Annotated in this window: 13 protein-coding genes; 3 read left to right on the forward strand and 10 right to left on the reverse strand. The window is 42.8% G+C overall.

The window, feature by feature from the left end:
• Positions 1-718: 718 nt before the first annotated feature.
• Positions 719-1903: an N-acetylmuramoyl-L-alanine amidase gene (locus DSOL_RS16240; RefSeq protein WP_075365879.1), complete on the forward strand. Its 1185-nt coding sequence runs from the start codon at positions 719-721 to the stop codon at positions 1901-1903.
• Between the two features lie 473 nt (positions 1904-2376).
• On the opposite strand, the gene DSOL_RS16245 is transcribed toward DSOL_RS16240, so the two are convergent.
• The 8 genes from DSOL_RS16245 to DSOL_RS16280 form a co-directional block, all read right to left on the reverse strand.
• Positions 2377-3969, reverse strand: a complete 1593-nt coding sequence (locus DSOL_RS16245) for a peptide chain release factor 3 (protein ID WP_075365880.1) — start codon at positions 3967-3969, stop codon at positions 2377-2379.
• A 360-nt stretch (positions 3970-4329) separates the two neighbouring features.
• Complete coding sequence (locus DSOL_RS26780; RefSeq protein ID WP_083642656.1) at positions 4330-5082, reverse strand: glucosaminidase domain-containing protein; 753 nt, start codon at positions 5080-5082, stop codon at positions 4330-4332.
• Positions 5083-5399: 317 nt separating this feature from the next.
• Complete coding sequence (locus DSOL_RS16255; protein WP_075365881.1) at positions 5400-5624, reverse strand: hypothetical protein; 225 nt, start codon at positions 5622-5624, stop codon at positions 5400-5402.
• Positions 5625-5800: 176 nt separating this feature from the next.
• Positions 5801-6580, reverse strand: coding sequence for a formate dehydrogenase accessory protein FdhE domain-containing protein (locus tag DSOL_RS16260; protein WP_075365882.1), 780 nt, complete (start codon positions 6578-6580; stop codon positions 5801-5803).
• A gap of 59 nt (positions 6581-6639) precedes the next feature.
• Positions 6640-7341, reverse strand: a complete 702-nt coding sequence (locus DSOL_RS16265; protein WP_075365883.1) for a formate dehydrogenase subunit gamma — start codon at positions 7339-7341, stop codon at positions 6640-6642.
• Positions 7341-8162, reverse strand: coding sequence for a 4Fe-4S dicluster domain-containing protein (locus DSOL_RS16270; protein WP_075365884.1), 822 nt, complete (start codon positions 8160-8162; stop codon positions 7341-7343). The genes DSOL_RS16265 and DSOL_RS16270 overlap by 1 nt, the downstream gene beginning before the upstream one ends.
• Positions 8163-8164: 2 nt before the next feature.
• Positions 8165-11212: a formate dehydrogenase-N subunit alpha gene (fdnG, locus tag DSOL_RS16275; protein ID WP_083642658.1), complete on the reverse strand. Its 3048-nt coding sequence runs from the start codon at positions 11210-11212 to the stop codon at positions 8165-8167.
• Between the two features lie 288 nt (positions 11213-11500).
• Positions 11501-12685, reverse strand: coding sequence for a cache domain-containing protein (locus tag DSOL_RS16280; protein ID WP_075365885.1), 1185 nt, complete (start codon positions 12683-12685; stop codon positions 11501-11503).
• Between the two features lie 173 nt (positions 12686-12858).
• Here DSOL_RS16280 and DSOL_RS16285 point away from each other — a divergent pair, with 173 nt between their 5' ends.
• On the forward strand, positions 12859-13317 hold the full coding sequence (locus DSOL_RS16285) for a YbjN domain-containing protein (RefSeq protein ID WP_075365886.1): 459 nt from the start codon (positions 12859-12861) through the stop codon (positions 13315-13317).
• Positions 13318-13379: 62 nt separating this feature from the next.
• Here the strand turns inward: DSOL_RS16285 and trhA are convergent, their stop codons facing one another.
• Positions 13380-14018, reverse strand: a complete 639-nt coding sequence (gene trhA / locus DSOL_RS16290; RefSeq protein WP_170871539.1) for a PAQR family membrane homeostasis protein TrhA — start codon at positions 14016-14018, stop codon at positions 13380-13382.
• Positions 14019-14274: 256 nt separating this feature from the next.
• Here trhA and DSOL_RS16295 point away from each other — a divergent pair, with 256 nt between their 5' ends.
• Positions 14275-14481: an alpha/beta-type small acid-soluble spore protein gene (locus DSOL_RS16295; RefSeq protein WP_075365888.1), complete on the forward strand. Its 207-nt coding sequence runs from the start codon at positions 14275-14277 to the stop codon at positions 14479-14481.
• An 86-nt stretch (positions 14482-14567) separates the two neighbouring features.
• Here DSOL_RS16295 and DSOL_RS16300 read toward each other — a convergent pair whose 3' ends face one another.
• Complete coding sequence (locus tag DSOL_RS16300) at positions 14568-15074, reverse strand: FUSC family protein (protein ID WP_075365889.1); 507 nt, start codon at positions 15072-15074, stop codon at positions 14568-14570.
• Between the last annotated feature and the right edge of the window lie 41 nt (positions 15075-15115).

The following is a 15115-nucleotide window of genomic DNA, read 5'->3' on the forward strand; positions in this document are numbered from 1 at the left end:
ATCTACATTTTAGCATTTTCAACTCTCGTTGTCAATGACTAATTTGTTTTGTTTGGATTGACAAGTTCGAAGGTTTTACCCCTTACTCGTTCAATCAGTGTGCGTCTTTGTGGCGCTCAGTTATAGTACCATTTGACGACACGTTCTGTCAACTATTATTTCATAGGTTATATGTTTTATTCAAGTATTTTATAATATCAGTAAAACCGAGGTTTCCTTCGTCAACCATTATTTATTCATCCTCTTTCAAACATAAAGTATGCTCGAAGATAATATCCATTAACGAGAAATTATTATAATCCAGCGGCTCCGAGCTATATCCCAAAGCAGACAGCTGCTCACCCTCATAGACTTCTTCCAAACTTTATACCACTTTCCTCCGACCAATTGCCCACAAAAATAGGATCCCACAAGCATGGGATATGTTGTCCACTCCCATCCAAGGCCCAAGTTTAATCGAAGAAGTATGATAACGGGAACCGGACAATGAACGGATAAAAACCATTGCCAAGAGAACTTTTTAACATTCCCCCTCCAATAGCCGAAGGGAATATTTAATAGGAATACCATTATCGCTACGATAACTAACACCTTACCTCATCCTCCCATCATAATGACCGACTTAATAACAACCATTTTTCTCATCAATTATGTTTACTTTACACCTCCTCACAATATACATAAATGATAAACTCTAATGAGAGGAGCGTGCTGAAGAATGTTTCAGCGATCGGTCATTGTGCTAGTCCGAAAAAGTTGGGTTTTTGGGGCTCTGATAGCCTTGATCGTTTTATTGATTGGAGCCGGCTCATTAAAATTAACCACTGTATTTACTGCTGGTCTAAAAAACAAAGTGATCGTCATAGACCCTGGACATGGAGGCGCTGACCCTGGCGCACAAAATTCAGGGCTTAAAGAGAAAGACGTAAACTTAGATATTTCTCTACGTTTACGTAATGTCTTAGCATCGAGAGGGTGTAATGTTATTCTGACGCGAGAAGTGGATAAAGATTTCTTCCTCCCTGGATATGTCAAAGGACGCATGGCTAAACGAGCAGAATTGAACCAAAGAATTAATTTAGCTTCTGCAAATAATGCAGATTTGTTTGTTAGCATTCATGCCAACAGCTTCCCCCAACGGAATACCTACGGGATGGAAACTTATTACCATCAAAAATCTGCTCCTGGTAAAGAACTGGCAGAACTAATCCAAAAACAGCTCACTCAGCTTCAAAATGATAACAAACGTAATGCCAAAGCAGGCGACTATTACCTTATCAATCAAACCAAAATGCCGGCTGTGATTGTTGAAGTCGGGTTTATCTCAAACCCTAGGGAAAGAAAACTTTTGTTGTCGGACCATTACCGAGACTTGGTCGCCGCAGCTATAGGCACAGGCATTGAGGATTACTTCAATGTTTTTCCGCAGGGAGTGCGGGATACTGCACCTACAGTTGCACCGCAAGAAGGTCCTCCCTCTGTTAACGAGGATACCTATAATCTTTACTTTTCGAATGATAACTTAGAAAAGCTTGTTCCCGAAGATCGTCAAATTAATAGGGCAGTTTGGACCAAACTAAACCTCTCCCAAAAGGCAACCTATATCTTAGGTGAGCTCATTCAGGGACCACGGTCGAGCAAACTTACGGCAACCCTTGCCCCGACAACTAAGATTCTCTCCGTTAACATTATAAATGGCATAGCCACAATCGACTTTAATAAGAGTATTCAAGATGATTTCTCCGGTGGGGCCTTAGAGGAGGATTTGACTATAAAATCAATTGTATGGTCAATGACACAAATCCCAGGAATCAACGGCGTTAGTATTCTTATTAATGGTGAATTTGGAGACTCTATAGGCGGGCATATTCTCTTAGATCGAACGTTCACCGTTCAATCCTAAATGAGATTTCAGAAAGGACATTACATCGATTCACAGGTGGCCTCTCAATACTGAGCGGACGTTAATGATAAGATCACTGTTGTATAACTATGAAAATTATTAAAATATTTTCGATACAGATATACTTTTTTGTGCCAACTGTAGTATAATAATAGCAAGAATATTGAACTGTATAAGAGGAGGCTTCATCTTGCAATATTTCACCATAAATGAAAATACTTCTGCCAATGCATCTGTCTTGTATCCCCCAACATGTTCTCAGTGCCCTGATCGCGGTAATTGCGCCCAATGCATTGCCTTCTAGAGGCTAGCCACCTTCTGATTTCACTTATCCCCTCCATTCCCTTTTCTCTACGCCGGCACACCGTGAATTTGTGCTACGGCGTAGATTTTTTTTGTATGAGGATTAGATATGCCAAGAAGGCCCGGTTAATACCAGGCCTTCTTGTATTCGCCTAAACGACAATAGTTCGTCAGGTTACATGAGGCTGAACATGAAATTCGATCTCGTAACGATCACTCAACCATTTTGCCTTCCATTCATCCAACAATAAAACAGCATAATTTTCATCTTTATCTATAACGACCGTGCTCATGCTGGATTCTGTAAGAAGTTTAATAAGCTTTTCATCTTTTTCAACCCAGCGCACAATTTCATAGGGAAGGTGTTGGATATCGACCTGAACTCCGTATTCTTCACGCAAACGGTATTCTAGCACTTCAAATTGTAATTGCCCGACAACACCGATTATTGGAGCCTCAACTCCCACATGTAGATCTCGGAAAACATGAATTGCTCCCTCTTCCTGTAATTCTTGGATCCCTTTAATAAACTGTTTGCGCTTTAATGCATTCGCAATATTAATGCGGGCGAAGTTTTCAGGGCTAAAGAAAGGCATCGCTTCAAACTGAAGCCCATCTTTTTCGGCAAGGACATCTCCGATCCTTAAAAATCCACTATCATGTACCCCAATAATGTCGCCTGCAAAAGCCTGATCAAGAATTGTTCGTTCCTGAGCAAACAACTGCTGAGGCTGAGCGAGTCGAAGTCGGCGATGGGAACGCGTATGAATCACATTCATGCCCCGTTCATAGCGACCAGAACAAACCCGGATAAACGCAATGCGGTCGCGGTGCTGGGCATTCATGTTGGCTTGTATTTTAAAGATATACCCAGAAAAGCTAGGGGTTTCCGGATCTAATACACCTATATTCGTGCTGCGTGGTTGAGGAGCGGGTGCAAGGTCAAGAAAACTGTGCAAAAAGTTAGGGACACCGAAGTTATTGAGCGCACTTCCAAAGAAGACCGGTGTTACTTCTCCACGATCCACTCGTTCCTGAGAAAAGGTATTCCCGGCCGAATCTAAAAGATCAATTTCCTCCTTAAGCTGGTTCAGAAGGACTTCGCCAATGCCTTCCTGTACGTTTGGATCGCTGAGGGCTCCAGATACGGGTGGCTTAGCACTAGATTTACTGCTTCCTTCCATAAACCGTTCAACCTGCTCTGTCTGTCGATCGTAAATTCCTTTAAAATCTGGGCCCATACCGATCGGCCAATTCATTGCATACGATTCAATTCCCAACACCTTTTCTACTTCATCCATTAAATCAAGGGGATCCTTTGCATTACGGTCAAATTTATTAATGAAGGTAAAGATTGGGATCCCTCGTTGACGGCAGACATGAAACAGTTTTTTTGTCTGGGTTTCAACCCCTTTGGCGGCGTCAATCAGCATAACGGCACTATCGGCTGCGGTCAGGGTACGGTACGTGTCTTCACTAAAATCTTGGTGACCCGGTGTATCTAGGATGTTAATGACATATCCCTGATATTTAAATTGAAGAGCACTTGAAGTGATAGAAATACCCCGCTGCTGTTCTAGGTCCATCCAATCCGAAGTTGCATGGCGTTCCGATCTTCTGGCTTTAACAGAACCAGCTTCGCGGATTGCCCCTCCAAAAAGAAGCAACTTTTCAGTCAAAGTTGTTTTACCTGCGTCCGGATGGGAAATAATCGCAAAGGTCTTACGAGAATTAATTTCGAATTTTAAATCCGTTTGGTTCAATGTCTTTAACTCCTTAACTTTCGTTTATCATATTTACTATTCCCACTCAAGCATTAGATTTTAATATTATCAAAAAAATTACATAAGTGCTATGACGTAATTATCCATTAGAATAAAAATCTATTATAACACGCTCTGGGGCATATCCTCAAAGATTTCTTTTTAATACCTTGTGGTTCAAGTGCTTGAGGCATGTAACCTAAAGCATGTCTTCCACTGAAAGAATGTTTTCTGATGAACGGATCAGATATTTCCCTTCAAGGTGCTCCATTTCTTTAACTGCCGGTCTATTGACTTTCAAATTACCTTCGGAGTCTGTATTGAGATAATAACAAGTTGATCCTGCTTAGGCCTTCTTTCTTAACCAAGATATTTCGCAACCGCTGCTGCTGTATCGTACTTTGTTTTTCCAGATAGTAATACTTCATCGGGGTGCCCTGTAGTCGGTCCTCCGATAACGATTAATTTTTGGGTATTCATGGCATCCTTTGGCACTGAATGATTGTCAGGGCGGATGAATATTGCACAATTTCCGTTCTTAGTTGAAACATCCGTTCCTGCCCAATAATCTTCCTTGGTATATAACAGGACTGCTACATCTAACACGTCGTTTCCTCCTTGTGCTATTGCTACTTCTTTAGTAATCTGATTATAAATATCTCCAATGGCTTCCCCATATCCAACCCCAGGAACAGCCCAGCGTCCATTTAAATCTTCCCAATTGGGCGCAACTCCACGACTCACTAAATCAAATCGCGGGTCCAGCTTCAATAGATCCATTGGCAAAGGTTCTACTGAAGCGTACGCATATAGGTGTTCCAAGTGGGCTAATACTCCCTCTTCAGGGGTAGAAAAAACCGCGCTTTTTGCACCTCCACCAACATTTCCAATTCCCGCAAAATTATTCTGTTCAGGCAAAACATCCCCGCCGAATCTGAGATAACCTGTTTCCTTAATCATTTGAGCAACGGCGTAACCCCATTGAATATTTAGGATTTCACCATATTTTTTGTAAAAAGGAATAATGTCGGGAGCATCAGGGTTTACTTTAAGGATATACTGAAGACATTGTTCTGGGGTAATGGATTCTGTACCTTGAATGAAAGTAGGCATAAATCAACCTCCAATTTAACTAAATATTTACCAACAATTTCGGCCAAAAGCATTTTAACTTCATCCCCTAAGCCTTATATGGTGTGGCTGATCCACTCAGTGCCTTTTTCGAGAATTAGATCGAGGGTCTGGTGTTCATGTTTACTCTTCTGTAAATTCTGGAAGCACTTTATCTTGGTTTATTTTATGCTCTAGATTGGGTACAAGTTCTCTGGTTCTCCATTTATGGCTCACTATTTGGCATAAGAAAACACCCCTTATTTCAAGGCGTGTGCAAATAGTTTCTATATAAGATGTTGAAAAGGAGAGCTTACTAGTTAATCAATGACAGATATTAGTACCTTAACTACTTCACAATTTATGTCCTTACCTCTAATTTGATCTACATAACCACAAGCACTATCGAAGGGGAGATAAGCTGCCATACTCAAATTAAGTGTTGTTCGTAATTTAACTTTGTTATTGATCCCTCCACCTAACCAATATGAACCATCCTCTAATAAAATCGCATATACCAGTTCTCTGCCCTTTATTGGTTGCACATTTTCACTCCTTCAGTTTTATCGCAATGTGTTTTATCACTATATAGTGAAATTTCACAATATACAAGAACAATGCCTTATAACAGACCAAGATATGTCTGGAAAATATTAAGAAGCGCTCAGATAAATCATTTCTGAGCGCTTCTCCTCGTCCAGGACCTATAGAACTTTAGGCCTCACTGGACATTTCCAGATAGTTTTGCATGTTCGGCAAACCATTGTTCCGCCGCATAATTTAACGGTAGGGTTCTCACATCTTCCCAAACAAAGTCTTCCACAGATAGTACGCGCAAATCCACCTCTTTGAAATACTGCCCGCATACTTGGCAAACGACCATATCAACGCCTGGAAATTCCTCTGTATGAAGGTAGATCTGTTCAGATGCTTCTTCACTTCCGCAGCAAATGCAGCCGACACGCTTCGCTGGCCATTCATGGCCGCACAACATACAGTGCATGTAACGTTTACCGTTTGGTGGAGTGAGTACAGAAAGCGCGGCATCCTCACCACATATCAGGCATGCCCTGCTTTCGTGCGAAACTTCTTCCAGATGATCAGCTTGGTAATTAACCGCATCCTTTTTCGTTTCCACAGCCGTTTCGCGAGAAAGCCGTGCCACGCCGCTTAATGTGATGTATAAGCGACTTAACATTTCTGTGTCTGTTACGGGTTGAACTGCCTTAAATTCAATCCATTTTTCCCTTAAGTCCGATTCTGAAACGACTACTCCCTCGACCCGATTCAACCTTTGCCAAAGTTCTAAAACCGCATCTTCCGGTAAATCCACAAGGGGATAGTAAGGGGGAGTCTCCGCAGGAATCAATCTCTCCGTCCAGAAGTTACCCCTCTCATCTTGCCAGCATCTGACTTCTTGCTTAAGTAGGCTATAGGTCTGATAAGCGTGTTCCATTGTCATATCTTCCGTAATTTCCGTTTTAGGCGTTATTTTGTCCATCAAAGGGTCTCTCCTTACTACCTTCATGCTCGATCAATGTACAATATCTATGAATATAATTATACATTCTTTTGCTCATTCTTTACCCGTTCATACCATTTGGCGTGGTGTGCACGCGCAAACTTTGTGGACACATAACCATTCAGCATACCTGGCAATGCAGGGTTTGAATCCGGGTGTAAAAGGCCTAAATACATATGCCCGATGGCAGCTGCCGTCATCATAATCATGGACAGGTCGTGCACAGGATAAGCCCAACGGACCAAAACAACAGGAAACGATGGGGCGAACCACATCACGACTCCACTAAGCGTGATAAAAACAGAGCCAAAAATAGTGATCAGCGAATTAATTTTTTCTCCCCCATTATACTTGTCTTGAGGTGGATAGGTACCGTGTCCCCCGAAGAACTCCTTAGGAAATGCCGTGACGTGTTGCAAATCTGCTCTCGTGAAGTTAAAAACCGATTTTAACCATTCCCAGTGATAGCGTGGATTTCCAACAAAGAACATCAGACCCACCACAGCAACAAAAACGACCGCTACACCACGGTGAATCACCCGAGCAACTTGAATTCCCCCGAAGACAGTCATCACTGGTTGGAAAACAGTGCTGAGAACTCCAAGTCCGGTAAAGAGCAACACAAAGAAGGCAATGGCATGAACCCAGTGACTCAGGCGTTCTCCCTTAGTAAAACGTAAAACCTTATTTGGATCAATCGGCTTTTGGGTTTGATTCTTGGTTTGCATTTTGACTGCCATTACGATTTCCCCCCTTTCTTGCTATTTGCCTGATTGGTAGAGTCATCCTCGCTGGACCTGTAATTTCCTCTCAAGAGATTGGCGAAAACCCCAACAACCACGGCGGCAGCCGCTCCACCAACTGCTATTCCACCAACTGGACGAATAACATCTTTCCACAAGGTCAGAGAGAGCGGTATTGTTGGGCTAACAGGGAGTCCATAAACGTCTGGGCTGTCCAATAACAGATAGAAATAGGTCGTGCCACCCATTTCCTTTTCTCCATAGAGCTGTGCCTTGGGATGAGTCTTTTGTACTTCAGAGAGACGCTTTTTCGCTTGGGCTAACAAGGCGTCACGTTCTCCAAACTCTAAAGCCCCAGGCTGACAGGTTTGGACACACGCTGGCTTCAAGTTATTTTCGACACGATCGATGCACCCCGTACATTTGTAGGATTTCTTCTTGACTGGATCGAGCTTCGGCACCCCGAACGGGCAATTTTCGACACAATATCCACACCCAATGCATTTATCGTGATCGATCACGACGTACCCGGAGTCAGTCTTGGAAATTGCCTGCGAAGAACAAGCCTTTAGGCAAGCAGGTTCAGCACAGTGGAAGCATTGAGCCTTGCGCATTAGAAAATTCATTTTTTGATTTTCATACTTCTCAATGAATGTCATATACGTCCACGTCTTCGTGGTAAAGTCCTTTTGAGTTTGATAACTTGTAACCAGCTGGGTTTTTTCCGCGGGTAGCTCATTCCATTCCTTACAGGCCACAGAGCAAGCTTTACACCCAGTACATTTTGACGTGTCTACAAAAACCATTTTCCTTGTCATCGCTATGCCCTCCTTATGTTGACTAGGCAAACTTTGTACTCTGGAGTACCTGCTCCAGGATCCAGTGCAGCGATGGTCAAATCATTGGTACTCGGACCAGGACTTAAGCTGGCAAAGCCCCAGCTCCAGGGCATTCCGATGGTTTCAGTGTCCTTTCCGTTGACTTTATACGTCTGGAGGCGATCCGTTACTAAAGCTCGAACGGTGACCTTACCGCGAGCAGAAGAAACTTCGACCATATCTCCTTCTTTAACCCCAATTTTACTCGCCAGATTTTTACTGAATTCAGCAAAAGGTTCCGGCATGATCTCATTAAGCCACGGAATATTACGGGTTATCCCCCCTGCACAGAAATGCTCGACAACTCCATAAGTGGTCAGGACATGCGGGAAATCTTCTGCTTTACCGATTTTCTGAATCTCTGGAGAAGAGGAAAGAACCAAGGCCACTGGACTGATAGAGACCTTCGGATGCAAAATATTGGTCGTCGGACTTTCTGTCGGTTCGTAAAATTCCGGCATTGGTCCATCCACACATAACCCAGCAGGACGAACACCGATAGCAGGTAGACCGTCTGCGGGCGGCGTTACCGGCATACCACTCATATAATTGGCTGCAAATAAACGACCTACTCCCTCTGGATTCATACGGAAACTTTGCTTCCCTTCAGGCGTATCAGGTCCCTTGGTCTTATCCACAACGTCCGGTCCATCATTTCCTGCCCACACATTGGTTACAGAATCCCACCATATAAGTTTGCGTTTGGCATCAACCGGCTGCCCTTTATCATCACAGGAAGCGCGGTTATAGAGAATCCGAATATTCCCCGGCCAAGCAAAACTCCAGTCTTTATACAATCCAAGACCTGTAGCGTCAGCATTTTTACGACGAGCCGCCAGGTTTCCGTTCCCCGTTACCCCTGCATAGATCCAGCATCCAGTCGAAACCGTACCAACCGGTGCTTTTAAGTAATCGGCCAAAGTCGGAGTTAGCTTACCCGTTGTTTCATCATAGCCATTGAGTTCCTGAAGCACTTTTAAAGCACTTGGCACCTCACCATAATCCCAACGAGCATTTAAGATTGGGGCGTCTTTAGCATCCGTGCTCCCAGCATACAATTTACGAATTTTCTTAAAGAGATGATCCAAAAGATCTAGGTCCGGTTTCGATTCCCCAAGTGGCTTAAGCGCGGCATCTTTCCACTGGATCCAACGGGAAGAATTCGTCAAGGTACCATCTTTCTCATACACAAAGGCCGCTGGAAACATGATCACTTCCGTCTTAATATCTGCCGATTTTACCCCAGGTTCACGCCAAAACTGGGCAGTTTCGATTTCGTAGAGGTCGGATACGACCATCATATCGAGTTTAGTTAAGGCAGAACGGACGAGCTGTCGGTTCGGAATGGAAACCAACGAATTGGAGCCAACGTTAAAGAGAAGCTTAAATTGTCCTTTTTGCATCAGCTCAAAGAGTTTTACCATCGTCGCGTTCGTTGAGGGATTGTTTTTCGGCAAATATCCAAACCCGTAGTCATTCTCCTTAGTGGCATTTTCACCAAACCATGCTTTAAGAAGGGCTACTAACGGTTTTTCTTGAACTGACCCATTGCGAACAAGATAATCACGAATGCTCTTATCCGTACTGATGGGATGTGGCAAATAACCTGGCAAATTATTAAAAAGGTTGGCCATGTCGGTCGAACCCTGAACATTCGGCTCTCCACGCAGTGCATTGATGCCCCCACCAGCTTTTCCGATGTTACCTAAGAGCAATTGGATAACAGCATAGGCACGAATTCCTTGAACACCTGTAGTGTGTTGAGTCATTCCCAAGGCATAGAGAATGGTTCCTGGTTTTCCTTTGGAGAACGTCTCAGCAATTTCCTTAATTTTAGCCGCAGGAATACCGGTTATTTTCTCGGCTGTTTCGAACGTGTATCTTGAATAGTGAGCTTTGAGCTTCGCAAATACGCTGTCCTGGTCCTCAAGGTTTTCCGCTTTAATAGGCTTGTTATCTGGTCCAAGTTGATAACCCCAGCTCGCGACACCATACTTTCGTGTTTTGGTATCATAACCTGAGAAGAGCCCTTCTTCTAATTTATAATCTTTGCTTAGTTTAAGCAGGGCATTGGTGTAATTTAAGACATAATTTTGATCAAATAATTTATTTTCTATAATGTAATTAATAATAGCGCCCAAATAGGCAATATCCGTTCCCGGACGGATTTGAGCAAAGAGATCTGCTTTAGATGCAGTCCGCGTAAAGCGCGGATCTACAACAATTATTTTTGCGCCTTTTTCCTTTGCTCGATTAATCCAACGCATTGCAATCGGATGGTTTTCCGCACAGTTACTACCCGCAATTAAAAAGACCTCAGCATTTTGCAAATCAGACCAGGAATTTGTCATCGCGCCCCGACCAAATGAAGGTGACAAACTTGCCACCGTGGGAGCGTGTCATATACGGGCCTGGTGTTCATTGTACGGTGTGCCGATTAAGCGACAAAATTTCGAAATAAGGTAGGACTCTTCATTATCCACTTCAGCAGAACCCAAAAAAGCGATTCCTTCAGCGCGACTCGCTGCGAACGATTCCGTTTGTCCTGTTTTAGCATTGACAATTTCATCGGCAGCTTTCCAACTAGCCTCTCTAACTTCTTTTGTTTTCTTGGCAACGCGGTCAAGTGCGTCTTCCCAAGAAATTTCTTCCCAATGATCTGCTCCTGGCGCACGGCGTTTCGGCTTGGTCACACGGTCCGGTGAGTTGGCTACGCTAAGTAAACTTGCCGCCTTGGGACAGAGAGTCCCTTCATTGGTCGGGTGATCCGGATCACCCTCCAGGTGAATCAACTTACCCTCTCTCACATACAAGAGCATTCCACATCCTCCGGAACAGAAGTGGCAGATACTCGGTATCTTTTTGCTTCCTTCCAGTTTCAGCGCATACCCTTTTGCTTCTGCTACGGCAGGGTCAAATCCCAAGCCAGTGGCAAATGCAGCGATGGAAAGCCCTGAAAGTTTCAGGAAACCACGACGAGAAACATCCATCTCTTTTTCCTCCCCTAAAATGTTTTCTAAAACATACCTATGACATTTGGCAAGTGTTTACGACTTCTTGTTCGAGGTATGTTTTAAACCATTTCCCGGATTTCTTTGATTCCAATGATTGTCACATAATTCACAATCCCGGAATATTCCGAAAATTTCTTCCCATTTTAGCTTATCTATCTTTCATCATCTTGTCACCATTATGTTCATTAAGTAAATAAAGAAACTTTAATATACATAACTAAAACCTCCTGTTATGGAGGTTTTTAGTTATGTATATCTGCATATTTATCCCATTTTATTGATACTTAGATCGTTTACTGACTGAAATAGTTTTACTGGTCTCCCCACTGTTCCATATTTTAACTCCGTTGTCAAAACACCGGATTGTTCCAAAAAATCCAAATACCTACGAACCGTTACCCTAGTAAGATTTACCCCTTCAGCGACATTTTCAGCCGAAACAGGAATGTCTGTTTCGCGCAAAAAGGAGATGATTTGCCTTAGGGTAAGCTGATTCAGCCCTTTCGGCAAGACTTGCCCTCCAGTGCAGTAAAAATTACTCGAACCATCATATCCGGCATTCGAGGATTTCATCGGACTACTCTCGTTCAAAATATCGTTTTCCTCAACACTCTGTTCATCAACAAAAAATCCGTAGTTCTCTTTTTGCTCTCTTGGCGCTGTCGCTTTGCTCATTTCGTCTGCTATATTCCCTAGTCGCTCAACCATTTGGTTAAAAGCAACCGCCAAATCTCCAATTTCTTTAGGCCCGGTAACATTGACTTTTTCAGTCATATGCCCAGTTGCGACATCACGCGTTCCTAGCGTGATATCATGGAGTGGGCGGATGATGACTTTCTGGATAAAAAACCAAGTCATTAAAATAACGATCAGGGTCAGTCCCAAGCCAAGCAAAGCCATGCGGATTAACGAATTAACAATGAATAACTGTGCATAACTTTTTGAAATTCCAACGTAAAAGATCCCTATTATGTCCCCCTGTGCATCACGAATTGGCTCATAGGCCGTTTGGAAAAGTTGTCCTACTACATTCGCTTCTCCAAGGTAAATCTGACCATTTTTTAAGACGGTCAGGGCAACTAGATCCGACACCTTTGTGCCGATTGCCCGTTCTCCATCAGCACTGCGCACAGTGGTAGCAACGCGAGTATCATCTAGAAATAGAGTCACTGTATCGCCCGTTAATTCAGCTAAATGATCCACAAGTTCCGTGCGATGCGAAATTTGAGTTTGCCCTTTGTAAAGTGTTCCCCCTTCTACATGCCAAGGACCCGGGGCGCTGAGTTGAATGATTTCCATACAAGTTTCTAAATCCGTTTTTGCTTTAACGATGGCTGCATCCACGGCCCGTACGCGCATATACCATCCGAATACAAAAATAAAAATCGCTGCTAAAACCACCAGCGAACCTAGCATCAACAAAAGGATTTGGTGTTTAAGTGAACTCAACAAAAGCCCTCCTTTGAGTTACCTATCTCTATTTTAATTCGCGATAGATTAAGAATAACCTGCTTTTTTCAGAAAAGTATATTTTTAAAATACCATTCTTTACTAGAAGGAATTGACAGACTCCGCGTGGAATTCTGTTAAAAAGAGGCTAGATAAGGGAGGGTGGTAAATACATGTCTTTGTTTCGAGTGCTCTATGAAATTCTAAAACAAAACGGCTGGGAATTTGATTTTGACAACAAGAATGAAATCATCAAACTTGAGGTTCGCGGCGTTAACACAAATTTTCGTTCTTTCCTTTTGGTTGATGAAGAGCAAGAATCCTTACTTTGCAATACGCATATTAATCAAAAAATCCCCCACTCCAAACGCCTAGAAGTATGTGATTTCATGAGCCGAGTAAACTATGAACTTGCCAACGGAAACTTTGAAATGGATATGGATAATGGTGAAATTCGGTATCGCACGTTCCTTGATCTGGCAGATGCGGAACCCTCTAAAGATCAGGTTCTTAATATCGTTTGGAACGGTGTCCTAGGATTTGATACGTATTATCCTGGGTTAATGAGACTCGTATACGGGAATTGCAGCGCAGAAGAGGCCGCGGCTTTTTGCTCAGAAGAAAATCAATAAAGAGGAGTGGCAATATATGCCACTCCTCTAATTTCTCATATAAGTAATCGTAGTTTCACAGTCTATCCCTTCATGGGTACAATATAAATTAGTATCATAATAAAATGCACAATACTTCCAGCCGCAATAAACAAATGGAATATTTCATGAAATCCAAAGCGTTTCGGAAAGAAATCAAAGATTTTGGTAGCATAGATAATGGCGCCTATTGTATATACTACGCCACCTACGGCCATGAGAATAATCGCTCCCATTTCTAAATGTTTAATAAGTTGTAAGAACGGGACTAACGCAATCCAGCCAAGGGAGACATAAAAAGCGGACGATACATAACGTGGAGCATGAATAAACCACAGTTTTAACGCCATTCCTATGGTGGCTAAGGTCCAAACAGCAATAAGCATCGCCCAGCGCCATGCCCCTTCTAGTCCATAGTAAAAAACCGGGGTATAGGAACCCGCAATTAAAAAGTAGATTGCGATATGATCAACCTTTTTTAGGATAAGTTCTTTCTGAGGTGTGGTCCGAACCCAATGATAGACTGAGCTTGCCCCATAAAGAGCGATCATACTAAGCCCATAGATTGTCATGGTAATAAGTTTGGAAATATCGTTTTTACTCATAAGAATGAGAAATACCAGCCCCACAATTGCTGCCATAAACGGAATAAAATGAGTCCAAGTGTTAACCGGTTCCTTCATCTTCAAGATCCTGCAGCCTCCTATAATCTCTTAAACATAGCCTTACTAAACATAGTCTTATTTTATCCCTTGAGCCTGGTAAAATCAACCTTCATTCATGCCATGTTTAAGCACAATTTTAGTCCTTAACCTCCAGTCATCCAGAAAAGGAAAGCACTCTATATTGTAGCAATAATTACCTGAGTAAGAAAATCGCTAACACACATAATAAGAATGTTCCAGTACACAAACACAATTTTAAAGGAGGGCACCTATCATGGCAGGAGAAAGAAACACTAATACACCCGCAGCTCAAGGAGCTTCACAACAATTGGATCAATTTAAGTATGAAGTAGCAAATGAAATGGGCCTTCAACTTGGGGGCGACCGCACAAGTCGTGAAAATGGATCTGTTGGCGGTCAAATGACCAAACGCATGATTCAATTTGCAGAGGAACATCTCAAGGGTGGAACCCGCATCTAACGTTACCCCAAAGTGGTAACGGGATTTCAGGTAAGAGGGATACGCAAGTATCCCTCTTGTAATATTGTATCTTATATTTAAATTGTTCATTCATTACCCTTAACCTTGCCCTTTTCATTTTCCTCTTCTAGCCTTTCCTCAGAATCTAGAAGCACCCGAAATGGTGGAACAACCCAACGATTCACCAAATAGGCAACAACAATTCCTAAAGCCGTATCAATGATGCGATTAACCGCATAATCAAGGGGCTTTCCAGTTAGATTTACGGTAATAGCGATAAAAACAATGCTTGCTATACTCATTGCTTCAGGCCACTTCATATACTTCAGAACCATCATGGTTCCAATGAGACCCAGACCTGTCCACCAAGGATTATGTACTGCGACGAGCGCAAAGGCATAGCCCGTTATGGCACCAACGATCGTTCCCTGCATGCGATGAATTCCAGCTTTCAATGAACCCTCTATCGTGGCTTGCATGGCGATGACGCTGGCAATGGCACTGTAAAACGGATATTCAAAGTTTAGTAATTGAGCAATCCACAGACATAAGGTAACCGCAATCCCTGTCTTGATAATTCTCCAGCCGATCATGTGCTCTCCTCGCTTAGACATAAAATCAAGAGGCTATCCGA

The organism is Desulfosporosinus metallidurans, assembly GCF_001936615.1.
In the GTDB taxonomy this organism is placed as follows: Bacteria; Bacillota; Desulfitobacteriia; order Desulfitobacteriales; family Desulfitobacteriaceae; genus Desulfosporosinus; species Desulfosporosinus metallidurans.